Origin of the sequence: Corynebacterium sp. HMSC070E08 (assembly GCF_001808895.1) — a bacterium.
GTDB lineage: Bacteria > Actinomycetota > Actinomycetes > Mycobacteriales > Mycobacteriaceae > Corynebacterium > Corynebacterium hiratae.
On sequence record NZ_KV794762.1, the window covers coordinates 16014 to 42276 of the forward strand.

Annotated in this window: 26 protein-coding genes and 5 tRNA genes; 21 read left to right on the forward strand and 10 right to left on the reverse strand. The window is 61.3% G+C overall.

Going from position 1 to position 26263, the window contains the following annotated elements; all coding sequences use genetic code 11:
• Window positions 1–97 precede the first annotated feature (97 nt).
• Together HMPREF2526_RS07105 and HMPREF2526_RS07110 are read left to right on the forward strand one after the other, a co-directional pair.
• Window positions 98–1438, forward strand: a complete 1341-nt coding sequence (locus HMPREF2526_RS07105) for a 3-oxoacyl-ACP reductase (RefSeq protein WP_049157178.1) — start codon at window positions 98–100, stop codon at window positions 1436–1438.
• Window positions 1439–2368 (forward strand): MaoC/PaaZ C-terminal domain-containing protein, encoded by a 930-nt coding sequence (locus HMPREF2526_RS07110; protein ID WP_070511034.1) that lies wholly within the window; start codon window positions 1439–1441, stop codon window positions 2366–2368.
• A 42-nt stretch (window positions 2369–2410) separates the two neighbouring features.
• On the opposite strand, the gene HMPREF2526_RS07115 is transcribed toward HMPREF2526_RS07110, so the two are convergent.
• Entirely contained in the window at window positions 2411–3445 is a 1035-nt protein-coding gene (locus HMPREF2526_RS07115; RefSeq protein WP_049157174.1) for an acyl-CoA thioesterase, read from the reverse strand.
• A gap of 33 nt (window positions 3446–3478) precedes the next feature.
• Here HMPREF2526_RS07115 and HMPREF2526_RS07120 point away from each other — a divergent pair, with 33 nt between their 5' ends.
• Genes HMPREF2526_RS07120 through purM form a run of 3 tightly spaced genes read left to right on the forward strand, consistent with a single transcriptional unit; the run spans window position 3479 to window position 6478 of the window.
• A complete protein-coding gene (locus HMPREF2526_RS07120) occupies window positions 3479–3883 on the forward strand; it encodes a sterol carrier family protein (protein ID WP_070511032.1) in 405 nt (134 codons plus the stop codon).
• A gap of 10 nt (window positions 3884–3893) precedes the next feature.
• Window positions 3894–5411: an amidophosphoribosyltransferase gene (purF, locus tag HMPREF2526_RS07125; protein WP_070511030.1), complete on the forward strand. Its 1518-nt coding sequence runs from the start codon at window positions 3894–3896 to the stop codon at window positions 5409–5411.
• Window positions 5412–5425: 14 nt separating this feature from the next.
• Window positions 5426–6478 (forward strand): phosphoribosylformylglycinamidine cyclo-ligase, encoded by a 1053-nt coding sequence (purM, locus tag HMPREF2526_RS07130; protein WP_046649308.1) that lies wholly within the window; start codon window positions 5426–5428, stop codon window positions 6476–6478.
• A gap of 111 nt (window positions 6479–6589) precedes the next feature.
• Here purM and HMPREF2526_RS07135 read toward each other — a convergent pair whose 3' ends face one another.
• Together HMPREF2526_RS07135 and HMPREF2526_RS07140 are read right to left on the reverse strand one after the other, a co-directional pair.
• A complete protein-coding gene (locus HMPREF2526_RS07135; protein WP_070511197.1) occupies window positions 6590–6817 on the reverse strand; it encodes a DUF3073 domain-containing protein in 228 nt (75 codons plus the stop codon).
• A gap of 188 nt (window positions 6818–7005) precedes the next feature.
• Complete coding sequence (locus HMPREF2526_RS07140; protein ID WP_070511028.1) at window positions 7006–8067, reverse strand: CAF17-like 4Fe-4S cluster assembly/insertion protein YgfZ; 1062 nt, start codon at window positions 8065–8067, stop codon at window positions 7006–7008.
• Between the two features lie 30 nt (window positions 8068–8097).
• On the opposite strand from HMPREF2526_RS07140, the gene HMPREF2526_RS07145 reads away from it, so the two are divergent.
• Window positions 8098–8985, forward strand: a complete 888-nt coding sequence (locus HMPREF2526_RS07145; protein ID WP_070511025.1) for an aminodeoxychorismate lyase — start codon at window positions 8098–8100, stop codon at window positions 8983–8985.
• A 30-nt stretch (window positions 8986–9015) separates the two neighbouring features.
• On the opposite strand, the gene HMPREF2526_RS07150 is transcribed toward HMPREF2526_RS07145, so the two are convergent.
• A complete protein-coding gene (locus HMPREF2526_RS07150) occupies window positions 9016–9690 on the reverse strand; it encodes a heme-binding beta-barrel domain-containing protein (RefSeq protein WP_046649306.1) in 675 nt (224 codons plus the stop codon).
• 63 nt (window positions 9691–9753) lie between these two features.
• On the opposite strand from HMPREF2526_RS07150, the gene HMPREF2526_RS07155 reads away from it, so the two are divergent.
• A complete protein-coding gene (locus HMPREF2526_RS07155; RefSeq protein ID WP_046649305.1) occupies window positions 9754–10794 on the forward strand; it encodes a diacylglycerol/lipid kinase family protein in 1041 nt (346 codons plus the stop codon).
• On the opposite strand, the gene HMPREF2526_RS07160 is transcribed toward HMPREF2526_RS07155, so the two are convergent.
• Complete coding sequence (locus HMPREF2526_RS07160; RefSeq protein ID WP_046649304.1) at window positions 10791–11627, reverse strand: LmeA family phospholipid-binding protein; 837 nt, start codon at window positions 11625–11627, stop codon at window positions 10791–10793. The genes HMPREF2526_RS07155 and HMPREF2526_RS07160 overlap by 4 nt on opposite strands.
• A 33-nt stretch (window positions 11628–11660) precedes the next feature.
• On the opposite strand from HMPREF2526_RS07160, the gene mshD reads away from it, so the two are divergent.
• The 5 genes from mshD to pstB all read left to right on the forward strand — a co-directional run bounded on the left by mshD (window position 11661) and on the right by pstB (window position 16797).
• Window positions 11661–12575: a mycothiol synthase gene (gene mshD, locus HMPREF2526_RS07165; RefSeq protein ID WP_070511021.1), complete on the forward strand. Its 915-nt coding sequence runs from the start codon at window positions 11661–11663 to the stop codon at window positions 12573–12575.
• A gap of 173 nt (window positions 12576–12748) precedes the next feature.
• The gene (gene pstS, locus HMPREF2526_RS07170; protein ID WP_070511019.1) at window positions 12749–13858 is read left to right on the forward strand and encodes a phosphate ABC transporter substrate-binding protein PstS; all 1110 of its coding nucleotides are present in this window, start codon (window positions 12749–12751) and stop codon (window positions 13856–13858) included.
• A 143-nt stretch (window positions 13859–14001) separates the two neighbouring features.
• Window positions 14002–15051: a phosphate ABC transporter permease subunit PstC gene (pstC, locus tag HMPREF2526_RS07175; RefSeq protein ID WP_070511017.1), complete on the forward strand. Its 1050-nt coding sequence runs from the start codon at window positions 14002–14004 to the stop codon at window positions 15049–15051.
• Window positions 15052–15064: 13 nt separating this feature from the next.
• Window positions 15065–15982 (forward strand): phosphate ABC transporter permease PstA, encoded by a 918-nt coding sequence (gene pstA, locus HMPREF2526_RS07180; RefSeq protein ID WP_070511015.1) that lies wholly within the window; start codon window positions 15065–15067, stop codon window positions 15980–15982.
• Window positions 15983–16023: 41 nt separating this feature from the next.
• The gene (gene pstB / locus HMPREF2526_RS07185) at window positions 16024–16797 is read left to right on the forward strand and encodes a phosphate ABC transporter ATP-binding protein PstB (RefSeq protein ID WP_046649300.1); all 774 of its coding nucleotides are present in this window, start codon (window positions 16024–16026) and stop codon (window positions 16795–16797) included.
• A gap of 116 nt (window positions 16798–16913) precedes the next feature.
• Here the strand turns inward: pstB and phoU are convergent, their stop codons facing one another.
• Together phoU and dusB are read right to left on the reverse strand one after the other, a co-directional pair.
• Complete coding sequence (gene phoU, locus HMPREF2526_RS07190; protein WP_049157153.1) at window positions 16914–17642, reverse strand: phosphate signaling complex protein PhoU; 729 nt, start codon at window positions 17640–17642, stop codon at window positions 16914–16916.
• Between the two features lie 68 nt (window positions 17643–17710).
• Window positions 17711–18856, reverse strand: coding sequence for a tRNA dihydrouridine synthase DusB (gene dusB, locus HMPREF2526_RS07195; RefSeq protein ID WP_046649299.1), 1146 nt, complete (start codon window positions 18854–18856; stop codon window positions 17711–17713).
• Window positions 18857–19032: 176 nt separating this feature from the next.
• On the opposite strand from dusB, the gene HMPREF2526_RS07200 reads away from it, so the two are divergent.
• Together HMPREF2526_RS07200 and HMPREF2526_RS07205 are read left to right on the forward strand one after the other, a co-directional pair.
• Window positions 19033–20535: an acetyl-CoA hydrolase/transferase family protein gene (locus HMPREF2526_RS07200; RefSeq protein ID WP_046649298.1), complete on the forward strand. Its 1503-nt coding sequence runs from the start codon at window positions 19033–19035 to the stop codon at window positions 20533–20535.
• A 90-nt stretch (window positions 20536–20625) separates the two neighbouring features.
• A tRNA-Lys gene (locus tag HMPREF2526_RS07205) sits at window positions 20626–20698 on the forward strand.
• A gap of 67 nt (window positions 20699–20765) precedes the next feature.
• Here the strand turns inward: HMPREF2526_RS07205 and HMPREF2526_RS07210 are convergent.
• Window positions 20766–21098, reverse strand: a complete 333-nt coding sequence (locus HMPREF2526_RS07210) for a metal-sensitive transcriptional regulator (RefSeq protein ID WP_046649297.1) — start codon at window positions 21096–21098, stop codon at window positions 20766–20768.
• Between the two features lie 83 nt (window positions 21099–21181).
• On the opposite strand from HMPREF2526_RS07210, the gene HMPREF2526_RS07215 reads away from it, so the two are divergent.
• The 5 genes from HMPREF2526_RS07215 (at window position 21182) to HMPREF2526_RS07235 (ending at window position 22161) form a co-directional block, all read left to right on the forward strand.
• Window positions 21182–21257, forward strand: a tRNA-Glu gene (locus HMPREF2526_RS07215).
• Between the two features lie 34 nt (window positions 21258–21291).
• Window positions 21292–21368: transfer RNA gene (locus tag HMPREF2526_RS07220), tRNA-Asp, on the forward strand.
• 234 nt (window positions 21369–21602) lie between these two features.
• Window positions 21603–21676: transfer RNA gene (locus tag HMPREF2526_RS07225), tRNA-Asp, on the forward strand.
• Between the two features lie 20 nt (window positions 21677–21696).
• Window positions 21697–21769 (forward strand) — tRNA-Phe (locus tag HMPREF2526_RS07230).
• Between the two features lie 98 nt (window positions 21770–21867).
• Window positions 21868–22161 (forward strand): GNAT family N-acetyltransferase, encoded by a 294-nt coding sequence (locus tag HMPREF2526_RS07235; RefSeq protein ID WP_049157635.1) that lies wholly within the window; start codon window positions 21868–21870, stop codon window positions 22159–22161.
• 18 nt (window positions 22162–22179) lie between these two features.
• Here the strand turns inward: HMPREF2526_RS07235 and epsC are convergent, their stop codons facing one another.
• Window positions 22180–22743, reverse strand: a complete 564-nt coding sequence (gene epsC, locus HMPREF2526_RS07240) for a serine O-acetyltransferase EpsC (protein WP_118779504.1) — start codon at window positions 22741–22743, stop codon at window positions 22180–22182.
• 114 nt (window positions 22744–22857) lie between these two features.
• Window positions 22858–23796: a cysteine synthase A gene (gene cysK / locus HMPREF2526_RS07245; protein WP_175973585.1), complete on the reverse strand. Its 939-nt coding sequence runs from the start codon at window positions 23794–23796 to the stop codon at window positions 22858–22860.
• 253 nt (window positions 23797–24049) lie between these two features.
• Here cysK and ramA point away from each other — a divergent pair, with 253 nt between their 5' ends.
• Both ramA and murA read left to right on the forward strand, forming a co-directional pair.
• Window positions 24050–24889 (forward strand): acetate metabolism transcriptional regulator RamA, encoded by an 840-nt coding sequence (gene ramA, locus HMPREF2526_RS07250; protein WP_046649294.1) that lies wholly within the window; start codon window positions 24050–24052, stop codon window positions 24887–24889.
• Between the two features lie 21 nt (window positions 24890–24910).
• Complete coding sequence (murA, locus tag HMPREF2526_RS07255) at window positions 24911–26179, forward strand: UDP-N-acetylglucosamine 1-carboxyvinyltransferase (RefSeq protein WP_046649321.1); 1269 nt, start codon at window positions 24911–24913, stop codon at window positions 26177–26179.
• Window positions 26180–26263: the final 84 nt, after the last annotated feature.

The following is a 26263-nucleotide window of genomic DNA, read 5'->3' on the forward strand; positions in this document are numbered from 1 at the left end:
TGATATTGTTAGTTCTATCACTCAATTAACGGGCCTTGCAACTAGCAAAATAATGCTCGCAAGGTTGTGAAGATCTCAGAAAGGAATGCGTCACCTTATGCCGCACGTCACCATTGCCGAGAAGCTCATCAACTCTCCGCTTGCCGCCAAAGCGGGTGTACCCCAGGGCCACCCCCTGCGTCGTCATAAAGTAGGCGAACCGGCGCTCGATGGCCCCATCGTCATTGGCGGCCAGGGACGCATCGCCGACTTTCTTCGCTCCCAGCTAGCCGTGGATTACCAGATCATCAACGCCTCTGCGGAGGCCCCGCGCGCCGCCCTCGTCTTCGATGCCACCGGCCTAGAGACCCCCGAGCAGTTGCGCGAGCTGTATGACTTCTTCAACCCACAGATGCGCAACCTCCTGCCGTGCGCGCGCCTCGTGGTTGTCGGCACCACCCCGGAGGCTGCAGATACTATCGACGCCCGGATTACCGCGCGCGCACTCGAAGGCTTTACGCGCTCCTTGGCCAAGGAGATGCGCAAGGGCGGCACCGTGAACCTGGTGTGGGTAGATCCTGCGGCCACCGCGGAGGTGGAGTCCACCCTCCGCTTCTTCCTCTCCGGGAAGTCGGCCTTCGTGGATGGCCAGGTGGTCCGCGTGGGCGCGGTGAGTGAGGGCTCCCCCGCACGCGGAGGTGAGTCAGCGAAGTGGGAGAAGCCGCTCGACGGGCGCCTCGCGGTGGTCACCGGTGCTGCTCGCGGTATTGGCGCTACCATCGCCGAGGTGCTGGCCCGCGACGGTGCCAGCGTCATCTGCATCGACGTCCCGCAAGCTAGCGAACACCTGGCGAAGACCGCGAACAAGGTCAAAGGCACCGCGCTGCCTCTCGATGTCACTGACCCTCAGGCCGCGGACAAGATTGCCCAGCACGCCCAGGAGCGTCATGGTCGAGCTATTGACGTCATCGTCCACAACGCTGGAATCACCCGCGACAAGCTGCTGGCCAACATGAACGAGGGGCAGTGGGACGCTGTCCTTGCTGTTAACCTGCTGGCACCGGTACGCATTACCGAAAACCTCCTCGAATCCGGAGCCCTCGCGCCGGGGGCGGCCGTGGTTGGTGTGTCCTCCATGGCCGGCATTTCCGGCAACCGCGGCCAGACCAACTACGCCACGACGAAGGCAGGCATCATCGGGCTCGTTGATTCCTTGCGCTCCGTCTTGGCGGAGAATGGCTCCACCATCAACGCTGTTGCCCCCGGATTCATCGAAACCGCCATGACTGCGGCGATGCCCACTGGGCCGCGCGAAATCGGCCGGCGCCTGAACTCACTGCAGCAAGGTGGTTTGCCTGTCGACGTCGCGGAGACCGTCGCCTTCTTCGCTGCCTCGGCCTCCGCCGCGGTGAGCGGCAACACGGTCCGCGTGTGCGGCCAGAACCTCATGGGAGCATAAATGAACGTCACCACACTCAACGAGATTCCTGACCTTCCCGCCCTTTACCGCTCACTCATGGTAGGCGCGGTGCCCATCCCCGGGCTGGGGGCCGGCAAGCGCAAGGTCGACGACCCGCAGACCGCCTACCGCGTCGAGGGAGTGCGCGTCGATACCGCGCACCTGGCTCGCTACTGCCAAGCCACGGGCCTGCGCCTGGGCAATGAGTTGCCCGCCACCTACCTGTATGCGCTGGCCTTCCCACTCGCAATCAAGGTGATGGCGGCACAGGACTTTCCTTTTCCCGCAGTCGGCGTGGTGCACCTGTCGAACCGCATCGAGCAGACCCGCCCGCTACGCGTCGACGAAAGCTGCGACATCTCCGTGCACGCGGAAAACCTCCGCCCGCACCGCAAGGGGCTGGTCATCGATATGGTGACCACGTACAGCGTGGGTGGTGAGGAGATCTGGCGCCAGACTTCGGTTTTCCTAGGCCAGGGCGCGAAATTCACCAAGGACACCCCGCGGCAGGTGCGAACGCGCCCTGAAGCCGAGCGCTTCCTCGACTTCCCTGATGATGAGGCGGGAACGCCCACGGCAACGCTGCGCTTTAGTCCCGAGAGCACCCGCGTTTATGCCGCGGCATCCGGCGATAAGAACCCCATCCACGTCTCCACCGTGGGCGCCAAGCTCTTCGGTTTTCCCGCGCCCATCGCGCACGGCATGTATACGCACGCCCGGATGTTGTCGGTGCTCGACGGCACCCTTTCAAGTGCTGTACGCATCAGCGCGGACTTCTACAAGCCGGTTATTCTTCCAGCGACGACGGGCGTGTTTGTGGCTCCGAGTGTCGCCACAAACACTGAGATCGGAGCGCGCACCGTCACGTTGCGCAAAGCCAAGGATCCGAGCACCCTCCACGTGGCGTGTCGGGTTGAGCCGCTGAACTAGCTGCGGCCCCGCCCTAGTGATGGGGTGGAGGGCTGGCCTAGGTTAGTCCACGTGCTGGTGCTGTGGCGCCACCACCAGAGGCTTCGGGGAGTACTTGCCGCGCAGGCCGCGGAGAATACCGGCGTGCTCCCACAGGCGCTTGTCTTCTTCGGTGCGGGGGACAAACTGGCGGGCGGCGAGCGGCTGCCAGTCAGCGTCCATGCCCATGTAGGCCACAGTGGCGTGGATGGCGGTTTCTAGTTTCTCGCGGCCACCGCGCGGGTTACCCGCGCGGACGTGGATCGACATTTGCATCGAGCGGGTATCCGTGCGCATCATGCGGGCATCGACCTCGATGAGGTCTCCGATATGGATAGGCCGGTAGAAGCGAATGCCGCCGGCATAGACCGCCACTGTGTGCTCTCCTGACCACTCCATGGTGCAGGCAGCGCCGGCCTCATCAATCCATTCCATGGCCGTACCACCGTGGACATTGCCGCCCCAGTTGACGTCAGTGGGCTTAGCCAAGAAGCGGGTGACCATTCGAGGGGCATCGGAAGGGCCATCATAAGTCTGCTTTTCCATCTCCGCTTCGATGGCTTGGCGCAGCTCGATGCGGGATTCCGCGGCTTCCCACACACGCTGGTGCTCTACGGTGTCCGGAACCAGCGGCGGCACGGCGACCGACTTACCTGTTTCCGTGTCCTTGGCCACGAAGATGACGAGGCAGTCGCACGCGCGAGTAAAAATGCCATCGCGCGGGTCGGCGGAAAGCACCTCGTTGACGATGTGCATGGAGGAGCGCCCCGTCATCGCGATGCGCGAGCGCACCTCCACGAGGTGGCCTGAGGGGATGGGGCGCGTGAAGTGAATATGGCCCACGTAGGCAGTCACGCAGTAGGTACCGGACCATTGAACCGCGCACGCATAGGCGGCCTTATCGATCCATTCCAGGACGCGGCCGCCGCCGATGCCCTGGGCGCCGGCGATGGTGAGATCGGTGGGGGCGGCCATAAACCGCAGGGTGAGGGAAGGGGACTTCTCGTGGGGAACGGACTTCTTTTCTTCCGACGAGCTTGATGGCATGGTTGGTGACATGGATAACAAAGTATCAGGGAGCGTGGTGACCAGATGAAGAAGGCCGTTGATGCCGCCACGGCCCGCGCCGCCGTCGAAGCAGTGGCGGAGTGGATCCACGATCCTCAAGGGGCGGAAAAACCAGGTCGCGCTGCGCTTGCGGCCGCTACACGCACCACGGCCCGCCTGGTGGAGGCAGACGCGCCGGGCCACTCCGTGGAGCTGCGGGTCCCCCCATTCGTGGCAGTGCAGTGTATCGCCGGGCCTCGCCATACCCGGGGCACCCCTCCGAACGTGGTGGAGATGGATCCCCTGACGTGGCTGCAGCTGGCTACGGGTGCCATGGGGTGGGAGCAGGCGCTTGGCGACGGCCGTGTGGACGCCTCCGGCTCCCGTGCCCACGAGATTGCTGCCTACTTGCCCGTGATTCCGTTAGTTTTCACTGGCCGGAACGGCTAGGATTAGCGCCGTGGTAGCTGAACACGTCCAGAGCATAACTAAGCCCCTGTCGACGGATCCCAGCCTGGATCCCGAGCCCCGCGAAGAATGCGGAGTTTTCGGTGTCTGGGCACCAGGCGAAGAGGTTTCCAAGCTAACCTACTTCGGCCTCTTTGCCCTCCAACACCGCGGCCAGGAGGCCGCGGGCATCGCGGTGGGGGATGATGACCGCATCGTGGTCTTCAAAGACATGGGCCTAGTGTCCAATGTCTTCGATGAATCCATCCTGACCTCTCTGCACGGAAACGTGGCTGTTGGCCACACGCGGTACTCCACTGCGGGCGGCAAGGAATGGTCGAATGTGCAGCCGATGTTTGGGACGTCGCCCAGCGGCGTCGACATTGCACTCGGCCACAATGGAAACTTGGTGAATTACGTGGAGCTGCGCGCCGAGGCCGTGGAACGCGGGCTCATCAAGCCGCACGAAGAATCCGTCTCGGACTCCATGTGCCTGTCCATCTTGTTGGCGGATGGCGTCAGCGAAAATAATTCAGTCTTCGACTCGGCACTTCAGCTGTTGCCCAGGGTCAAGGGGGCATACTGCCTGACCTTTACCGACGGTCACACGCTGTATGCCGCCCGCGATCCGCACGGCGTGCGTCCGCTCGCCCTCGGCCGCCTTAGCACCGGCTGGGTGGTGGCGAGCGAGACCTGCGCCCTCGATATCGTGGGTGCGCAGTTCATCCGGGAGATCGAACCCGGCGAGCTCGTCGCTATTGATGAGACCGGTATTCGCTCCGAGCGCTTCGCGGAGACCAAGCGCCACGGCTGCGTCTTCGAATACGTCTACCTGGCGCGGCCGGATACAAACATCAAAGGCCGCTCCGTCAATGCCACGCGTGTGGAAATTGGGCGTCGCCTAGCGCGCCAGTACCCAGCGCCCGACGCGGACATGGTGATCCCCGTTCCCGAGTCCGGCAACCCGGCCGCCGTGGGCTATGCCCGCGAATCTGGGCTGACCTTTGCACATGGCTTGGTCAAGAATTCCTACGTGGGCCGCACCTTTATCCAGCCCACGCAGTCTCAACGCCAGATGGGCATCCGCCTCAAGCTCAACCCGTTGCGGGAGGTCATTGACGGCAAGTCCATCGTGGTGGTGGATGATTCGATCGTCCGCGGCAACACGCAGCGCGCCCTGATCCGGATGTTGCGGGAAGCCGGCGCTGCCGAGGTCCACGTGCGCATCGCCTCCCCGCCGGTAAAGTGGCCGTGCTTCTACGGCATCGACTTCGCCTCCCCGGGTGAACTGATTGCTAATGCCAACCCCTCCGATGACCCGGAGGAAGTGGCGCAGACCATCTGCACGGCAATCGGTGCAGATTCGCTGGGCTTCGTCTCCACCGATGAGATGGTGGCGGCCACCGAGCAGCCCCGCAGCGAATTGTGCTGTGCCTGCTTCGATGGCGAGTACCCGCTTGGACTGCCCGCCGGAAACCCCAATGCTGAGGCCGTGCGTACCCTGCAGGGCTCGACGACAACTAACGATTAAGGACTAAGTCACTCATGAGCGAGAACACGTATGCTGCCGCCGGCGTCAACATTGAGGAAGGCGACCGCGCAGTTGAGCTAATCACCCCGCACGCCAAGCGTGCCTCCCGCCCGGAGGTCATGGGCGGGCTGGGCGGTTTCGCCGGCCTGTTTAAGCTGGGCGAGTACAAGGAGCCGGTCCTCGCGGCCGGGTCAGACGGCGTGGGCACCAAGCTGGCCGTGGCTCAAGCCATGGATAAGCACGACACCATCGGCATTGACCTGGTTGCCATGTGTGTTGATGACCTCGTCGTGTGCGGCGCCGAGCCGCTCTTCCTCCAGGACTACATCGCCGTGGGCGAGGTTGTTCCGGAAAAGGTCGCGGACATTGTCAAGGGCATTGCTGAGGGCTGCGTGCAGGCAGGTGCAGCGCTGCTGGGCGGCGAGACCGCTGAGCACCCAGGCGTCATGGGCAAGGATGAGTACGATGTTTCCGCCACCGCCGTCGGTGTGGTGGAGGCCGATGAGCTCCTCGGCCCCGACAAGGTACGTGACGGCGACGTCCTTATCGCTATGAAGTCCTCTGGCCTGCACTCCAACGGCTACTCCTTGGCGCGCTACGTGCTGCTGGAGCAGGCCGGTCTGCCGCTCGATGGCTACATGGAAGACTTGGGCCGCACCCTCGGTGAGGAGCTTTTGGAGCCTACCCGCATCTACGCCAAGGACTGCCTGGCGCTGGTATCTGAGTGCGCGGTGTCGACCTTCTGCCACGTCACCGGCGGTGGCCTCGCGGGCAACCTCGAGCGCGTGATCCCAGAGGGCCTGACCGCTGAGGTTAATCGCTCGACGTGGACTCCGGGCCAGATCTTCAAGACCATCTCCTCCGTGGGCAAGGTTGCCCTCGAGGAAATGGAGAAGACGTTCAACATGGGCGTTGGCATGATCGCCGTCGTTGCGCCGGAGGATCGCGAGCGCGCGTTGGCCATGATGACCGCCCGCCACGTTGAGGCATGGGAGCTGGGCACCGTCCGTGTCGCCGAAGAAGGCGAGCCGCGCGTCCTCATGACCGGCGAGCACCCAGGGTTCTAGGTTCTGAAGAAAAGGAACAGGGCCGGAGGCGCCCCTCACTAAGAGGGGAGGCATCTCCGGCCCTTCGCTTACGTGCTGTGCATGTACAGAATGGGGAAGTGATTCGCGCGCTTAGCGCTCCTCGGAATCATCCTCATCCCACTCGTCCGAGTCCCAGCGATCCGCATAGTCCTCGTAATCCGCGTACTCCGAGTATTGATCCTCGTCCTCATCGCTGGAGCGCTTGGAGTTCTGTGAGGCGAGTTCACGCTGGAGCGAATCCAGATCCATCTCGGGCGAATTGTACTTCAGCTGGCGTGCAACTTTGGTCTGCTTTGCCTTGGCGCGTCCGCGTCCCATGTGCATGACCCCCTTGAGGTGTGTAGGGCGGTCCAGGGATTCTTGGCCGCCCCATCGTCTTAGTCAGATATGTGTATGTTCCTGTAAGACACCATAGCCTGTGTGACGAAAAAATTCCGAACTACCCCCTAGCGGTGTGCTGAAAAGTGCTCCACCCTGCGGCAAATAGTCCATTGTGTAATGTGCCACTATTTTCCGCGCAGGCGATCCACAGCGGCACGGCCGGCCTTCGGGCCTTCATCGGCAGGGATGGAATCCGGCTCGATCGATGCTGCTACCGGACCAATGGCCAGCTCTCCATGGTCGAGGGCGCTGCGCTTTACTAGACCAAGCGCGATGGGGCCATACTCACAGTCCTCCACCACGGTGCCGAGCCTGCCCACGCGACGCCCGCCCGACGTGATGTCCGCTCCGCTCTTCGGTTGCTCCGGGGCGGAGCCGTCGAGGTAGAGCAGCACCAATAAACGGGGAGAGCGCCCAAGGTTTTCTACGCGCGCGACGGTCTCCTGCCCGCGGTAGCAGCCCTTGTCCAAGTGAACGAACGCGGGCTGCTCCTCGCTGCGCCGGATCCAATGCGGAACCTCGTGGGCGATAGTCTTTGCATCGAGATCTGCGGCTAGTTCGGGCTCGCGTGCCCGCACGCGCTCGGCGGTAAAAGCCATGAGCCCCGCTAAGCTTCCGCCCTGGGCCTCCAACTCTTGCACCGCTGCGTCTAGTTTGTCCCGCGGCACGAGGAAGTCCTGGCGCGGGTAGCCCGGCCAGTGCACGGGCCTCTCCACCAGGGCCGTAGAAGGTTTGTCCAGCGCTTGACCGAGGACGCTGATGACCGCCACGTCTACTTCCTCTACGGTGACCTGGGACCAGAACACCATGGCGGTGAGGAAATCTCGCAAAGACTCGAACTGCGCCGCCGGCACATCGAGGTAGAAGGTTTTCCCGTCGAAAGATAGATCCATGTGGTGCAGGACGTGGCCCTGAATATTGAGGTCAAGGGCACCTGCGGAAAAGCCGGCGTCCACGTCATCGAGCTTTTGACTCAGGAGGTTATTCAGGAAGGCTCGGGCATCGGGCCCAGAAACCGCGATGACGCGGCGATGGGAGCGGTCGATGACGGCTGAACCTGTTTCCACCGCGCGCTGCTCGACGAGGGGGTTGCCGTAGTGCCAGGGGACCCCGGAGACATCGACGAGCGTGGTGCCCTGGAACTCAGCGGCTCCGGGCCGGGAAAGAAGTGGCGAAGAGTAACTCACGCCCTCCGATGGTAGGGCATAATCGGGGCTATGAGCCTTCAGCGCAGAAAAGAGCCGGTCATCTACGTCGTGGAGCCGTTTGGGGGATCGGTGCGGCGCCACATGCCGAACCTACCGTTGGTCTACTGGGATGATGCCGCGGTCACGCGCGGAGACGGGATTTTTGAATCCCTTCTAGTGCGTGATGGCAAGGCGGCGAACCTTCACCGCCACGCGGAGCGCTTCCGACACTCCGCCCAGGCTCTGAATTTGCCGGAGCCGCCGATGCACAAGTGGGAGGAAGCCACCGCGCTGGCTATCGCCGATTTTTATGGCCCCGCCGGCGCGGGGGACACGGGTGAATCGCCGCTCGAAGCCAAGTGCACGTGGACCTATACCCGCGGCCGGGCCTCCACCGGGGTGCCCACGGCCTGGGTCGCGGTTCAGGAAATCCCGGAGGATGTGGTGGCGCAGCGTGCGAAGGGCGTCAAGGTCATGAGTACGCCGCGATTGTGGCAGGTGGCGGAGGAGCTGCCGGCCAAGACGTTGAACTATGCGGCAACCATGGCCACACTGCGGCTGGCCCGCGAGCGCGGATTTGATGATGTGATCTTTACCGACCCCGACACGGGGCAGGTCTTGGAGGGGGCTACCTCAACCGTGGTGGCGGTTAAGGGAACCAAGCTGCGCACCCCCGCGGGTAAGGGGATACTCCCCGGAACCACGCAGGCCGCGCTGTTTGAATACGCCTCAGAACAGGGATATCGCTGCAAGGCGAAGGAGCTCAACCTGAGCTACCTCGAGGAGGCTGACTCGGTGTGGCTGGTCTCCTCGGTGCGCACAGCGGTGCGGGTGACGCGCCTCGATGACACGAAGCTCAAGGCGCCGGCGAACGCAGAAGAAATACGCGCGCTGATCGACGTCGCCCTGGCCCGCTAGATTCCCTTATGCGGCTAGCTCGCCTGCTAGCTAGCCTGCCACACGGGTGAGCTCGGCGGACATGAAGGGGCGCATCTCGCCGTCGACAAGCCGCTCATCGACCCAGCCCAAGTTGTTGTTCGGCATCAGGCCGTACATGCGCTTGCCGGGGCCGAGGTTGGCGGGGCCTGTCTCCGTCACCATGGTGGAGGCGGACTCCAGCTGCCAAGCGCGCTCGTTGAACAGGGAGCCGTAGAAGATCTCGTTGACACCATTGGAGGAGGTGTAGGTCATCTCAATCTCGTCCTTGAGAGAGATGCGCCAGAATCCGGATTCGCGCACGTCCGGGCCCGCCGGGTTGCCCTCGGAATCGATCTTCCAGGTGCGGGAGGTGTAGGTCAGGTAGTTCTCACCGTCGTGGGCGATGATGAGCTGCTGGCCAAAGGCGTACTGCTCGCCGTCGGCGCTGTGGGCCTGGCCTTCGCCCTGCCACACGCCGACGAGGGGGAGAAGCCCCAAGAGTCCATCGTGCAGCGACGGACCCTGACGCAGGTTTGCCGTCTCATCGGGCAAAGGATTCTCTGCTACATCAACGGTGGGGATGTTGCGGGAGGCAGCATCCTTCCATGCTTCCGCGGCTTGGTTGACGGCTGCGTTGCCATCAATCTTGCCGTTCTCCGGCTGGGTGTTTTCCGGGTGATTCTCATTATTCGTCTGTTCGCTCATGCTGCCCCAGCGTAGTCGTGGGGGCGCCGCGGAAACCACTAGGCTCCAGTAGTCTAGGGGGTCATGCGCGCATTGCTGATCTCAAACCCGAACTCCACGAGCCAGAATTCGGCCCTTTTCCGTGAGGTTCTGCCCGTCATTCGGGACGTGGAGGGGCTGCAGCTGCTTGCTCGCTTTACGCATTATCCGGGGCACGCGGAGGATATAGTGCGGGGCATGACCAGGGAAGACTTCGATGTCATCTTGGTTTTCGGGGGAGATGGCACGGTGAACGAAATTGTGAACGGGCTGTTGGGCCCCGCAGATTCCGCGGAACGTCCCAGCCCCCAGGACATTCCGGCTCTCGCGGTGATTCCCACGGGCTCCGCCAACGTCTTCGTCCGCGCCCTCGGCTTCCCCAATACTCCAGTCGAGGCAGCACACGTGCTGGCTCGGATGCTGGAACGCAATACGCGCCGCACCGTGTCCTTGGGGGTGTGGAATGACCGGTGGTTCGCGGTCAACGCTGGTTTCGGATTGGATGCCGACGTGCTCGCTCGCGTGGACCGTGCTCGGGAAATGGGCTTTGCAGCTACCCCGTTGCGCTATTTGGCCGTGGCCTTTCAGGCCTATCAGCGCGCCCGCATTCGCCCACCGCGCATTAGCGTGCGTGCGCGCTCCGGCTCGGGAGACACCTTCTCGGCTGATGACGTGCCCGTCATGTTCACCTCGAATACCAACCCGTGGACCTTCCTCGGACCGCTGCCGGTGGTGACGAATCCGCGCAACTCTTTCGACCAAGGCCTTGGCCTCTTCGGGGTGTCAGACCTCGGTGGCATTGATGGTCTTGTGGGCGTGCTCCACCTCTTTGGCGTGGATCACCGCCACTGGCTGAATAAGGTCACGGATGCCCGAACGCTGCACTTTGAGGATGCCGTCGAGGTGGATTTGGTGTGCCCGAAGCCGCACCGCTTCCAGGCAGACGGAGAGTCGGAGGGAACCTTCACGGAGGTGCATCTGGAATCGGAGGCGGACGCGTTGGAAGTCTTCGCTCCTACCGATCCGGCCCCGCCCATACACCGCAACGTCCGCAGGATCCTGCGCGACCTCGTTCGCATCAACTAGTTTTGGCGCCAACTCGGCGGCGTCGTCGGTGCGCTGCCTACTTCGTTGGCGGTGTCCTGTGCCTTTTGCGCTGCATCCTCGACGGCCTTTTCCTCCGATCCATCGATTTCGAGAGGGGAGAGCTGCGCCGTCTTCAAAGTGATGTTGCGGCGCTGCACCTCGAACGTAATGGAACCGCCGTGCAGCTTCACGGAGGTGGCCTGGGCAGGCAACGGTAGTTGACGGGTATCCAAGACCAACCCGAATGCTTTCTTGAGGCGCTCATCATCGGTCCCGTAGACGCTCATGCGAAATTCCGGCCCAACGAGGCGCAACGTTACCGTCGCCGTGGACTTGGTGGTGTCTCCCGGCAGCGTGCCGGTGAGCTCCGCTTCGGCAGACGGGCCGCCGGTGGGGGACATGTCATCTGGGTTGGCGATGGATAGGTCCGTAATGCCCAGCAGGCGGCCGAGGGCTACTCCGTCGATGCTAATGCTGCGCGTGTAAGTGGAGACCGGTGCACCTTCTAGGTCCCCGCTGAAGAGCTGTTCGGGACGAATGGTGATATCGCGCAGCGTCGTGGAGGCGTTGACCATCCCGAGCTTGGGCACCTCCACGTCGGAGGAGTTGACCTCGAGGTAAGGAACCTCTTTGGTCAGAGCGCCGAGGGTAAAAGGAACGCCGCCGATATACACATTGGGGCTATTTTCCAGCTGGGAACTGGCTTTCGCCTTCTGTGCCACGGTGTGCTCGGCATGCATCGCCACCGCGGAATCCGCCAGCCATGCGGTCAGAACCACTCCCGCGACGGCGGCGAGTCGGACGACGGGGCGGCTGAGGTAGATGACGGTCACCCTTCTATTACTACCGCACGTAAGCTGGGAAACATGAATATTGGGACCCTTACCCTGCCGCAGAATCCGGATTTGGCACAGCGCGTGGAGGAGCTGGCCACACGCGCCGAAACGCACGATGGTTATGCGCCGTTCTCCGAGCAGTTTGTGGTCGGCCTGCGAGATGGTCGCCTTGGGCACCGCCACCTGCTCGCACTTGAAGACGGTGAGATAACAGGTGTGGCTGCCGTCGAAGGGCAGACGGTAGAGCTCGTCGTCGACGTCGAACACCGCGGGCGCGGGGTGGGGCAGGCGCTTGTCGACGCCCTCCCAACCTCCCCCCAGATCTGGGCTCATGGCAACCTCCCGGCCGCCCAGGCGCTGGCGAAGCGCAATGGGATGGACGTCGTCAGGCGCCTGCTCGTCATGGCGATTGAGGGACGGGACCTACGCGCGGCGGAGGAAGCGTCCGCAAAGGTCGAAGGCCTAGAGATCTGCACGTACACGGAGTCGGTCGAGCGTTTCGGGCGCGAGTACGTCGAGGCGGAGTGGTTACGAGCCAACAACGAGGCTTTTTCCTGGCACCCAGAGCAAGGTGGGTGGGACCTGGAGCGTTTACACCGCGGGATGGAAGCCGAATGGTTCGATCCGGCCGACGTGCTCTTCCTGTGGGATTCGCACGGTGGTGAGCACAGTGCCCCAACCATGGCCGGCTTTCACTGGCTGAAATGGCATGAGGAGGACATCCCAGCCTTCGGTGAGGTCTATGTTGTGGGGCTGAGCGAGGACTATCGCGGGCGCGGGCTCGGCGGCCCGTTGCTCACCGCTGGCTTGCAGCGCATGGTCGCTAAAGGAGCGGACAAGGTCATCTTGTACGTCGAGGCGGACAATGAGCCGGCAGTAAAGGCCTATGAGAAGCTCGGCTTTGGTACTGCGGAGGAGCACTGCGTCTGGGCGAAAAGTGACTAGTCTCACCGCCTTTTGGTACAAGTTAACCGATTGTTCACCTCTTGATCCCTGTGGGGTTAACCCTCCGCATATAGCTTTACTTCCCGTGAGTTAATCGCGCTTGCCTTTGGAGAGGGTTGGGGGCGATTTCCTCGAAAAATCATTCTCTTGTATCCGTACCGGAAAGGTTCCCCGTGATTCGCAACTTCAAGCGCACTGCCGCTATCTTCGGCATCGTCGCCGCCACCTCCACCGCTCTCGTTGCCTGCTCCGAGTCCAACGAGTCTGATTCCGCCGATGGCGGCTCCGACTCCGTAGAGGTCTCCGGTGACCTCTCTGGTGAGGGCGCTTCCTCCCAGAAGTCCGCAATGTCTGTCTTCGAGAAGGCCTTCCTGAACGAGCATCCGGATGCTAACTTCTCCTACACCTCCTCCGGTTCCGGCGCTGGTGTGAAGGCTTTCAACGGTGGCACCGTTGACTTCGCTGGTTCCGACTCCGCCCTGAAGGAGGACAAGGGTGAGGTTGAGGCTGCTAAGGAGCGTTGCGATGGCAACGATGCATGGCACCTGCCGACCACCATCGGCCCGGTTGCTATCGCCTACAACCTGGGTGACACCGAGGTCAACCTCTCCACCGACACCCTGGCTAAGATTTTCAAGGGCGAGATCACCAAGTGGAATGATGACGCCATCAAGGCTGAGAACGAGGGCACCGACCTGCCGGACAAGAACATCACCGTTATCTTCCGCTCTGATGAGTCCGGTACCTCCGACAACTTCCAGAAGTTCCTGACCGCCGCTACCGGCAACTGGGACAGCGAGGGCAAGCAGTTCCCAGATGCTGTTGGTGAGGGCGCTAACGGTTCCTCCGGTGTGGCTGACCAGGTCGCTTCCATCGAGGGTGCTATCACCTACGTTGAGGCTGGCTACGCTCACCAGAAGGAAGCCGATGGCGTCAAGATTGCCAAGATTGACTTCGGCAACGGCCCGGTTGAGCTCAACGCTGAGTCCGTCGGCGTTGCTCTGGACCACCTTGCTTTCAAGGAGACCGCCTCCGAGCACGACATGGTCGTTGACTCCGACAAGCTCTTCGCTTCCAACGACGAGGGTGCATACCCGCTCATCCTGACCACCTACAACATCGTCTGCTCCGCTGGCTACGATGAGGAGACCTCCGCTCTGGTGAAGGCTTTCTTCAACACCGTCCTGGATAACCAGAACGACGAGCTGGAGAACGCCGGCTTCATCCCGGTTGCTGGTGACCACCTCGAGCGCCTGAAGGCAGCTGTCGACGCTATCCAGTAAGCGCCGCTGACTGCGGGCCTTAGTTCCGTAGTTGCCGTTTACATACACACTTCCGCCCCCAATCCGCCGTTAACGAGCGCTTTGGGGGCGGTAGCGTGTCCCGCATTTTTCATTGATCCCGTTGAAAAGGATTCCCTAGTCTCATGGCAGACAATAATCTCACCACAGCGTCATCCACGAGGGAGGATGCCGTTTCGGCGATCCGTCCCAGCGCGCATGCATCCACCGCTGATGCTGCCCCTACTCCGGCCGTTAAAACGGGTGTCAAGCGCCCGGGCGATCGTGTCTTTGAATTCCTGTCCACTGCGTCCGCCACGCTAATCACGGTGATGATCGCTGCCATCGCAGTCTTCCTTGTGTGGCAAGCGGTCCCTTCCCTTGCCGTCAACGAGGGCGGCATCGTAGGTTTCTTCACCTACGGTGAGCGTTGGGAAACCACCGATACCGACGCAATGAAGTTCGGTATTCCGACCATGTTCGGCCACACCGTGCTGATTTCCATCGTGGCACTCATCATCGCGATGCCGGTGGCACTCGGTATTGCTATCTTCTTGTCCAACTACGCGCCGGCCAAGCTAGTGAAGCCGCTGGCCTTCCTCGTTGACATGCTCGCTGCCGTGCCGTCCATCGTGTACGGCCTGTGGGGCTGGCAGGTTCTCGGCCCCGCATTGTCCGGCTTCTACACGTGGCTGCACTCCTGGGCAGGTGGCTTCTTCCTGTTCAAGGTCTACGACAACTCCCCGCACTTTGCGACGGGCCGCAACGTCCTCACCGGTGGCATCGTTCTGGCAGTGATGATCCTGCCGATCATCGCCGCCACCGCCCGCGAGGTCTTCGTGCAGACCCCTCCGGGCCAGATCGAGTCTGCCTTGGCACTCGGCGCCACCCGCTGGGAAGTTATTCGTATGACGGTCCTTCCCTTCGGTATGTCCGGCTATATTGCCGGCTCGATGCTGGGCCTGGGTCGCGCGCTGGGTGAGACCATGGCGCTGTACATGGTTGTCTCCCCGTTGGTCGACTTCCGCTTCTCGCTGTTCGATGGCGGTACCACCTTCGCCACCGCCATTGCCTTGGCGGCCGCAGAGTTCGGTAATGAGATGCGTGCCGGCGCCTACATCGCTGCAGGCCTCATGCTGTTCCTTCTGACCTTCGTGGTCAACGCAATTGCCCGTTCCATCGTGAAGAGCAAGTAAGGAGGGAACAGAGATGACTACGACTACAACCTCTAACTCTGTCCCGGCTTCTTCCGGCCCGACCTTCCTGGATATTTCCTCGAGCCGCAAGACCACCAACAACATCGCCACCGTTCTCGTGTGGGCGACGATGATCATCGCCATGATCCCGCTGCTGTGGGTCCTCTTCGAGCTCATCGTTCGCGGTTCCGGTGCTGTCCTGAGCCCCGAGTGGTGGACCGAATCCCAGCGCGGCATCCTGGATACTGAAGCCGGCGGTGGTGCACTGCACGCCATCATCGGTACGTTCGTTCAGACCATCATCGCGACCGTTATTTCGGTTCCGATTGGTATCTTTACCGCGATTTACCTTGTGGAGTACTCCCGCGGTGGCCCCCTGAGCCGCCTCACCACCTTCATGGTGGACATTCTGTCCGGTGTGCCCTCCATCGTGGCCGCACTGTTCATCTTCGCCATGTGGATTACGCTGTTCGGCTTCAAGCGCTCCGGTATGGCTGTGGCGCTGTCCTTGGTACTCCTGATGATTCCGATTGTGGTCCGCAATACGGAGGAGATGCTCCGTGTGGTCCCCATGGACCTGCGTGAGGCTTCCTATGCCCTCGGTGTACCGAAGTGGAAGACCATCGCCCGCATCGTTCTGCCGACCGCTCTCTCCGGCATCGTCACCGGCATCATGCTCGCCGTGGCCCGCATCATGGGTGAGTCCGCGCCGGTGCTGGTGTTGGTGGGCTCTACGTCCTCCATCAACTGGGATGCCCTCAAGGGCGCGCAGTCCTCGCTGCCACTGATGATGCTGGATATGTACAAGTCCGGTGCTGATCCGGCTGTCTTGGACAAGCTGTGGGGCGCCGCCCTCACGTTGGTTGTCCTCATCGCGATTCTCAATATCGGCGCGCGCATCGTTTCGGCGAAGTTCTCCGTCAAGAAGTAACCGTATTCACTTTCCACCTACCCCCAATAGGAGCACTACTCATGTCCAAGCTTGAGCTCAACGACGTGAACATCTACTACGGTGACTTCCACGCCGTACAGAATGTCAACATGCAAATTCCGGCGAAGGCCGTCACCGCCTTCATCGGCCCCTCCGGCTGCGGTAAGTCCACCGTTCTGCGCACCCTCAACCGTATGCACGAGGTCATCCCCGGCGCCTACGTCAAGGGTGAGATCCTCTTGGATGGACAGAACATCTACGGCTCCAAGGTTGACCCGGTGTCTGTCCGCAACACCATCGGCATGGTATTCCAGAAGGCCAACCCGTTCCCGACCATGTCCATCGAGGACAACGTTGTCGCCGGCCTGAAGCTGTCCGGTGAGAAGAACAAGAAGAAGCTCAAGGAAGTCGCCGAGAAGTCCCTGCGCGGCGCTAACCTCTGGGACGAGGTGAAGGACCGTCTGGATAAGCCGGGCGGCGGCTTGTCGGGTGGTCAGCAGCAGCGCCTGTGCATCGCCCGTGCGATTGCCGTGGAGCCGGAGGTTCTCCTCATGGATGAGCCGTGCTCGGCGCTGGACCCGATTTCCACCCTGGCTGTTGAGGACCTCATCCACGAGCTGAAGGAAAACTTCACCATCGTTATCGTGACCCACAACATGCAGCAGGCAGCCCGCGTGTCCGATAAGACTGGTTTCTTCTCTCTAGAGGCCACCGGCAAGCCGGGCCACCTCGTCGAGTTCGATGACACCACCAAGATCTTCGAAAACCCGTCCAAGAAGGACACCGAGGATTACATCTCTGGCCGCTTCGGCTAAATGCCACTAGTGCCCAAAGCCGGCGCCCTCTCTCACCTGTTTAAGGTCTAGGAGAGGCGCCGGCTTTCTTGTGCTTCGGATCGAGCCGGGTGGATCACCCACGCCCACACGCCTGCCTAGTTGCGGAATTGGCGCTCGAGCTCCGCCATGCGGGCTTCCATCTCGGCGTCGCGCTGCTCCTGGTCGCGCTTGCGCATATAGCGATCCGGGTCCAAGCCCGTGGCCAGGTAGATGATGCGCCCGGCAGCGGCGGCACAATGATCTGCGAATCGCTCGTAGTAGCGTGACAGCTGCGAAGTCTCCACGGCTTGGCGCACCGTTCCCTTCCACTCCCGCTGGGTCAGCATGCGCAGCAGGTGATGGTTGATGTCATCCACGGCATCGTCATCTTCGGTCAGGCGCAGCGCGAGCTCCGGATCGCGGGTGATGAGGATGTCTTTGAGCCCTGCAGACATGTCGAGGACGAGGCGGGTGTACTCCTCGAAATAGCCCATGATTTCTGCCGGTACAACCGGCTCTGGGTGGCGGCGACGCGCGCTCGTTGCAATGTGCTGGGATAGGCGGCCCATGCGGTAGAAATCTTCCACAATATAGATGGAGGAGATCACTTGGCGTAGGTCCTTGGCCATAGGGTTCTCCAAGGCCAGAAGGGACACCGCACGGTCTTCACAGCGCGTGCGGACCTCATCCAGTTCATCGCGCAGCGACACGGCCTCCTCAGCTGGTTGCAGGGAAGCCTCGATTAATGCCTGGGAGGCAAGAGTCATCAACCTATGGACGGTCGTGCTCATGATGATCAGATCATGGGCAAAGTTATCCAACTGTTCACGGTAAGCTGCGCGCATGCCACGTACTTTAGCCCAACTATTGGTCTAGTGCCTGTCGGGCAACACGATCAAGGCAGGTTCTGCTCCTAGCCTCCGGAGTGCATGATCTCCGCGCCTTCCGGAACCGTGGCATCTTCCGGATCATCGAGCCACCCTTCGGGCAGGACCACCTTGGCGGGTGAACCCTGGCGGCCGCGGGCGCCATCGGCGTCGTCGGCAAGCGCGGGCGAGTCCGCCCACGGCGCCAATAGCTCGCGCAGATCCTCCAAGGAATTGACGCGAGAAAGCCCCGCGCGTACCTGGCCGCCCACCGGAAAGCCTCGGAGGTACCACCCAATATGCTTGCGAATATCGCGGCTGGCCTGGCGCTCGCCTTCGTGCTGTGTCAGCAGTTCGGCGTGGCGAATCATAATCTGCGTGACTTCCCCCAAAGTGGGCTCCGGCGGCACCGGCTCACCCCGCAGGTGGGCGGAGAGCTCCGCGAAGAGCCAGGGGCGGCCCAAACAGCCGCGGCCTACGACGACGCCGTCGCATCCCGTTTGCTCCATCATGTCGTGCGCATCGGTTGCCTTGAAGATATCGCCGTTACCCAAGACGGGAATGCCAGTATCCGCTAGGTGTTCCTTGAGGCGGGCAATCTCTCCCCAGTCGGCGTGGCCGGAGTAGCGTTGGGCCGCCGTGCGACCGTGGAGAGCGACGGCCGCGGCACCCTCAGCAACGGCGATCCGGCCGGCGTCGAGGTGCGTTTTGTGCTCGTCATCGATGCCGACGCGCATCTTGACGGTGACTGGAATGTCCGTGCCCTCCGTGGCTTTGACGGCCGCAGCGACAATGTTGCCAAACAAACGGCGCTTATAGGGCAGGGCAGAACCACCGCCGCGGCGCGTGACCTTGGGAACCGGGCAGCCGAAGTTCATGTCGATGTGGTCTGCGAGGTTCTCGTCCACGATCATCTTGGCCGCCTTGTACGTGTACTCCGGATCGACGGTGTACAGCTGCAGTGAGCGCGGCTGTTCTTCGGGGGCAAACGTGGTCATGTGCAAGGTCTTTGGGTTGCGCTCAACGAGGGCGCGTGCGGTGACCATTTCACACACGTAGAGGCCGGAGACGGTTCCGGTCTTCGCTATCTCTTGCTCGCGGCACAGCACGCGAAAGGCCACGTTGGTCACGCCCGCCATAGGGGCGAGGACAACGGGGGAGTTGAGCTGGATGTTTCCGATAGCAAGAGTCACGCCGCCAATTGTGCGCGGAACAAGCCTAGGGTGGCAAATTCTGATGAAAAAAGTGAGGGGTGCACACGGTTTGGGGCAGAGTGCGGTAAATTCGCCACCGATTCGCTAGTGTGGTGCATGTAACTAATAGGAAAGGACCGTAACCTAGGTCTTTTCTGCACATAAAAGGAGGACTCATGTCTGAGAGAATTGCATACGCGCCGTTTGAGAAGCTCGTTATGAGCGCTGACGAGGCAGCTAAGTTCGTCAATCACGGTGACCGTGTGGGAATCTCCGGCTTCACTGGTGCTGGCTACCCCAAGGCCCTGCCTACCGCCATCGCGGAAAAGGCAAAGGCGGCTCACGAGGCGGGTGAAGAGTTCAAGATTGACGTCTTCTCCGGCGCTTCGACTGCCCCGGACTGCGACGGCGTGCTGGCTGAGGCTAACGCCATCCGCTTCCGCTCCCCGTACAATTCCGACCCAGTTCTGCGTGGACGCTTCAACGACGGCTCCGCGCTGTACCAGGACATCCACCTTTCGCACTCCGGTCAGCAGGTAGAGGAGGGCTTCTACGGTGACTTCCAGGTAGCCATTATTGAGGCCGTGCGTATCGACGAGAACGGAAACATCGTTCCGTCCTCGGCCGTGGGCAACAACCTCGAATACATTGAGGCCGCCGACAAGATCATCATCGAGGTGAATGAGTGGCAGTCCCTCAACCTTGAGGGCATGCACGATATCTACCGGATTGAGAAGCTGCCGAACCGTCAGCCCATTCCGATCACCAAGCCGGCCGACCGTGTTGGCACCACCTACATTGAGATCCCAGAAGAGAAGGTCGTGGCAGTGGTCAAGACCGACGCTCCGGACCGCAACGCACCGTTCAAGGCTCCGGATGAGGTCTCCGAGAAGATTGCTGCGAACTTCATCGAGTTCCTCGAGGGCGAGGTCGCTGCTGGCCGCCTTGAGTACGACAAGTTCATCATGCAGTCCGGTGTGGGCAACGTCCCGAACGCTGTGATGGCCGGCCTGCTGGACTCCAAGTTTGAAAACATTCAGGCGTACACCGAGGTTATCCAGGACGGCATGCTCGATTTGATCGACGCCGGCAAGATGACCGTCGCCTCCGCTACCTCCTTCGCTCTGTCCCCGGAGTACGCGGACAAGATGAACGCTGAGGCTGAGCGCTACGCCAAGCACATCATCCTGCGCCCACAGCAGGTGTCCAACCACCCGGAGGTTATTCGCCGCGTTGGCTTGATCTCCTCCAACGGCATGATTGAGGGCGACATTTACGGCAACATCAACTCCACCAACGTCTCCGGTTCCCGCATCATGAACGGTACCGGTGGCTCCGGTGACTTCACCCGTAATGCTTACATCTCCACCTTCGTCTCCCCGTCGGTGGCCAAGGATGGCGCAATCTCCGCCATCGTGCCGTTCGTGTCCCACACCGACCACACCGAGCACGACACCATGGTCATCATCACCGAGTACGGTGTGGCGGACCTGCGTGGTCTCGCTCCGAAGGAGCGCGTGGAGAAGGTTATCGCCGTGGCGCACCCGGACTACCGCCCGCTGCTTGAGGAATACTACGAGCGTGCCAAGGCTAATAAGTTCCAGCACACCCCGCACGATCTGAAGACCGCCTTTGACTTCCAGGTGAACTTCATGGAGAAGGGTGACATGCGCGGTTAATCGCTCATGCCGCTCGGTCGTGGCCCTTACCGCTGGAGGTGAGGGCCATTTCCTTTTCCTTAGTGTCACCTACTAAGATGGATGGGCGTTGGGCCTTTAGCTCAGTTGGTAGAGCTACGGACTTTTAATCCGCAGGTCGCGGGTTCGAGCCCCGCAGGGCCCACAGAAAGAGCCGCCTTCGGGCGGCTCTTTTGCGTTGTAGGGTGGCCCACTCAGCAGGCTTTGCTCCTCTAGCTCTTCACGAGCTTCCGGATGGCCCGCATGGCCTCCTCTAGCTTCTCTGTGGCTACTTGCCCGTCCTCGGCGGCGGCTCCTGCCACGCAGTGCTCTATGTGGTCTTCTAGCAGCGCTAGGGAGACGTTCTCGAGCGCTGAGGTGACCGCGGAGATCTGCGTGATGATGTCGATGCAATATTGGTCTTCCGCAATCATGCGGTGGATGCCTCTGGTTTGGCCCTCGATGCGCTTGAGACGCGCTAAGTATTTTGCCTTTTGCTCGCTATCGGAGTTGTAGCCGTGAACGCCGGGCTCGTGGCAGGAGCAAGTATCGCGCTGGTCAGCCATGGTTTTCCGCCTTTCTGCCGGGGCGATTTGGTTAAGTAGGGATGTCTCCAGTATATTTTTACAAAGTTGCCTCAAGGCAACGGGCCCCCATCGTCTAGCGGCCTAGGACACCGCCCTTTCACGGCGGCGGCACGGGTTCGAATCCCGTTGGGGGTACCAACACTAACGTGTTGGTACATAAGTCAATATGTATGGCCCTGTGGCGCAGTTGGTTAGCGCGCCGCCCTGTCACGGCGGAGGTCGCGGGTTCAAGTCCCGTCAGGGTCGCCATACCAAGCCTCGGAGCGGTGTTTGTAGAAACACGCTTCGAGGCTTGAATTGTTTTGCTTGTCATAGCCCACTCAAGGCGGGGTCGGGACCGATAGGTCTAGGTGCTGTGTGGCAGTCACGTGGACGATACTTCTTTACTCCTAAAAACCGTAGATGACATGCTGATTTGGTGTGTTTCTCAAGCTTTGTGTAGAGTACTTATTCGTGCCCAGCGCACAAGAGATAATTGAAAATGGCCCTGTGGCGCAGTTGGTTAGCGCGCCGCCCTGTCACGGCGGAGGTCGCGGGTTCAAGTCCCGTCAGGGTCGCCGAAGTCCTTGTGGCTTCTGGCCAGATAGCTCAGTCGGTAGAGCACACGCCTGAAAAGTGTGGGGTCGCCAGTTCGATCCTGGCTCTGGCCACAAGAAAGCCCCCTCCAGTACTGGAGGGGGCTCTTTTGTTTCCTTGTTCCCCCGGAGTTGCTCTAGTGGTCTGCTGCTTTTTGGTTTAATGGGGCACCATGACTACTTCAGTTGCGCACCAAACCGATCGATCCCGCTTCGTCATCACCGTCGATGGCGAGGAAGCAGGCTTCGCTGAATACAGTGACTCCGCCACCACGCGCGAATTTACGCACACGGAAATTTTTGAGTCTTTTCAAGGCCAAGGCCTGTCCAAGCCTCTGATCAAGGCGGCGTTGGATGATGACTCGACGATAGCCCGCCAAGTCATCCCAACGTGCAGCGCCGTGGCGCGGTTTATTGAGAAGAACCCTGAATACCAGCGTCTGACTAACCGTGAGGGCAACCTCTAAATACGGAGTCGGCCGCCCTTAGATGTAGAAGTCTGGGTCCACCAGCTTGATGCGCTCATCCTTCTTGCGAGGACGGTTCTTAGCGGGAATACCCGTAGCGGTGTGATGAGGGGGTACATCCTTCGTCACCACCGCATTGGCGCCCACTGCGGAGCCCTCACCGATAGTGATGGGGCCCAGCACCTTGGCGCCGGCGCCGATGGTCACGTTGTCCCCGATCGTTGGGTGGCGCTTTGTCTGCGTGAGAACCTGGCCGCCGAGCGTGACACCGTGGTAAAGCATAACGCCATCGCCGATCTCGGCAGTCTCACCAATGACGATTCCCATTCCGTGGTCAATGAAGAAGCGCCGACCAATTGTGGCGCCGGGGTGGATCTCAATTCCGGTGAAGAAGCGGTTCACCTGGGCCAAGATGCGTGCCGGCCCGCGCCAGCCACGCTTCCACATGCGGTGGGCAATGCGGTGCGCCCAAATAGCGTGGAGGCCGGAGTAGACCACGGCGTTCTCGACGTCGCCGCGCGCGGCCGGATCATGCTCGCGCGCGTTGGCGAGGTCTTCACGAATCATCTTCAAGATGTGCATGCAAACCATCCTATCTAGAAAGAAAAAGCGCCCCCTAGCACAGAGGGCGCTTTTATTCGGGGTGCTCACCGCAGTGCGCTTTGCGACGCCCCGCGGAAAGCCACGCTGGGAACTCTAAGCCTCGCGGATGTCCTCGAAGAGGATGGTGGAGACATAACGCTCACCAAAGTCCGGGGCGACAACCACGATGGTCTTGCCCTTGAACTCTTCGCGTGCAGCCAGCTTGAGAGCAGCGGAGACGTTGGCACCGGAGGAAATGCCGACGAGCAGGCCCTCCTCGGTGGCCAGCTTGCGGGCAGTGGAGACAGATTCCTCGGTGGTGGCGGTGAGAACCTCGTTGAGGATCTCGCGGTCCAGAACCTCCGGGACGAAGTTAGCGCCGATGCCCTGGATCTTGTGCGGGCCTGCCTTGCCCTCGGACAGGACGGGGGAGTCGGAGGGCTCTACAGCTACCAAGTAGGTATCCGGGTTCTGGGAGCGCAGGTAGCGACCAACGCCGGTGACGGTGCCGCCGGTGCCGACGCCGGCTACGAAAGCATCAACCTTGCCCTCGGCGTCCTCCCAGATCTCGGGGCCGGTGGTTGCCTCGTGGATCTTCGGGTTTGCTTCATTAGCGAACTGGGAAGCCAGGATCGCGTTGGGGGTTTCGGCAATAATTTCGTTGGCCTTCTCTACGGCACCCTTCATTCCGGCAGCGCCCGGGGTCAACACGATCTCAGCGCCATAAGCGCGCAGCAGCACCTTGCGCTCGTTAGACATGGTCTCCGGCATGGTCAGGATGACCTTGTAACCCTGGGCTGCGCCGACAAGCGCCAAGCCAATACCGGTGTTGCCGGAGGTGGCTTCAACGATGGTGCCGCCCGGCTTCAGCTCGCCGGCTTCTACGGCGGTGTCGACAATCGCCTTGGCGATGCGGTCCTTGACGGAATTTGCGGGGTTGAAGGACTCAACCTTCACGAGCACCTCGGCGCCGAGGCCCTCGGTCAAACGGTTGAGGCGGACCAGCGGGGTTCCGCCGATGGTTTCTAGAATGTTGTCGTATACAGCCACGATGTGGACTCCTTGTAAATAACTTCCGATGTACAGCAGACACCTTACACCCCGCTACTAGACAAAGTAGTATATAAATTCTGAACAGAGCATTCGGGCATGGTATGTGGGATTTGGGGTGACGGAGTAGGGCGCGGTGCGATTTAGAATTACCCCCGTCGGACGGTTATACTTCGCAAATAGTGTTCACCTACCCCCGTTTCAGGCGGGGAATGTGGGTGCACCTGCTGGTTACCCCCGAGTAAGAGAGAGCCTCATGGAGCCGCACCGACTCAAGGATGATGACGAAGCCGTACGCGCAGCGCTATCGTCGCTGAAGACCGCAACGGGAATTCCCGTTACGATGTACGGAACCTTGCTGCCGGATAATCGTTTGCAGATTACCCACTGGGTAGGTCTGCGCACCCCGGCCTTGCAGAACTTGGTGATTGACGCGAATGTGGGCGTCGGCGGGCGCGTTGTCAGCACTCGCCGCGCTGTAGGTGTATCCGATTACACCCGCGCCACGACGATCAGCCACGAGAACGACCGTTACATCCAGGATGAGGGACTGCACTCCATCGTGGCGGTGCCGGTGACTGTGCAGCGTGAGATCCGCGGCGTTCTTTATGTTGGTGTTCATTCGCCGGTCCGCTTGGGTGACAAGGTCATCGAGGAGGTCACCATGACCGCCCGCTGCCTCGAGCAGGATTTAGCGGTTAATTCCGCACTGCGCCGCGCCGATGGGGGCAAGGGCGGCGCCGCTCGCGGGCACGTGATGAACGGCGCCGAATGGGAGCAGGTGCGCTCGACGCACTCCAAGCTGCGGATGCTGGCTAACCGCGTCAACGATGAGGACCTCCGCAAGGAATTGGAAGCCCTCTGCGACCAGATGGTCTCCCCGGTGCGCGTGAAGCAGACCACCAAGTTGTCTGCGCGCGAGCTCGATGTTTTGTCTTGCGTGGCGTTGGGGCACACCAACGTTGAGGCGGCAGAGGAAATGGGCATCGGAGCCGAAACGGTGAAGTCTTATCTGCGTTCTGTCATGCGCAAACTGGGGGCCCACACCCGCTATGAAGCGGTCAATGCGGCCCGTCGTATCGGCGCGCTGCCCTGATTGTAGGTAAGTTGGGTGGGCGTGAAAGACCAATTTATTGTCTCCGGTGGGGCGCGCCTGCAGGGCACCGTCAAGGTGGACGGTGCCAAAAACAGTGTGCTGAAGCTGATGGCTGCGGCACTGTTGGCGGAGGGCACGACCACGCTGACCAACTGTCCTGAAATTCTTGATGTTCCCCTGATGCGCAAGGTCCTCGAAGGTCTCGGGTGCTCAGTGGAGATCGATGGCCACACAGTGCGCATCACCACTCCGGCCGAGCTGCACTCCAACGCGGACTTCGACGCCGTGCGGCAGTTCCGCGCGTCCGTGTGCGTGCTAGGTCCGCTGACGGCGCGGTGCGGTCACGCCAAGGTGGCTTTGCCGGGTGGAGATGCCATTGGCTCCCGCCCCTTGGACATGCACCAGTCCGGACTCGAAAAAATGGGTGCGAGCACGCGTATTGAGCACGGTGCCGTCGTAGCGGAGGTTGACCACCTGCACGGCGCAAGCATCAAGCTCGATTTCCCCTCTGTGGGCGCCACAGAGAATATTCTTACCGCTGCCGTGCTTGCCGACGGCGAAACTCAGCTCCACAACGCCGCCCGCGAACCGGAAATCGTCGATCTGTGCCTGATGCTTAAGGAAATGGGTGCTGACATCACTGGTGAAGGTACGTCCACCATCACGATTCGCGGTGTGGACAAGCTTCAGCCGACGGAACACGAGGTCATCGGTGACCGCATCGTGGCCGGGACGTGGGCCTATGCCGCAGTCATGACGCGCGGAGATATTACGGTGGGCGGCATCGCTCCCAAGCACCTGCACCTGCCTTTGGAAAAGCTCAAGTCGGCCGGTGCCGATATTGAGGACTATGTCAACGGCTTCCGCGTGCGTATGGATGGGCGCCCCACCGCCGTGGACTACCAAACGCTGCCTTACCCAGGCTTTCCAACGGATCTTCAGCCCATCGCTATTGGACTGTCCGCGGTTGCGGAAGGTACTTCCATCATTACGGAGAACGTGTTCGAGTCCCGTTTCCGATTCGTCGATGAGATGTTGCGCCTCGGCGCCGACGCTCAGGTGGATGGCCACCATGTTGTCATCCGCGGCCAGGAGCGGTTGTCTTCAACGCATGTCTGGAGCTCCGACATTCGCGCGGGCGCCGGTTTGGTGCTCTCTGCGCTCTGTGCAGATGAGACGACTACCGTCCACGATGTTTTCCACATCGATCGCGGATATCCCAACTTTGTAGAGAACCTGCAAACGCTGGGGGCGACCATCGAGCGCACTCAGGAGGAAGAGCTCTACTAGGCAGCAGTGCTTGGCGACGTCCCCATGTAACACACCGTTTCGGTGAACTACCTGGGGATTTGTTGTTTGTTGGGGGTGTGCGTA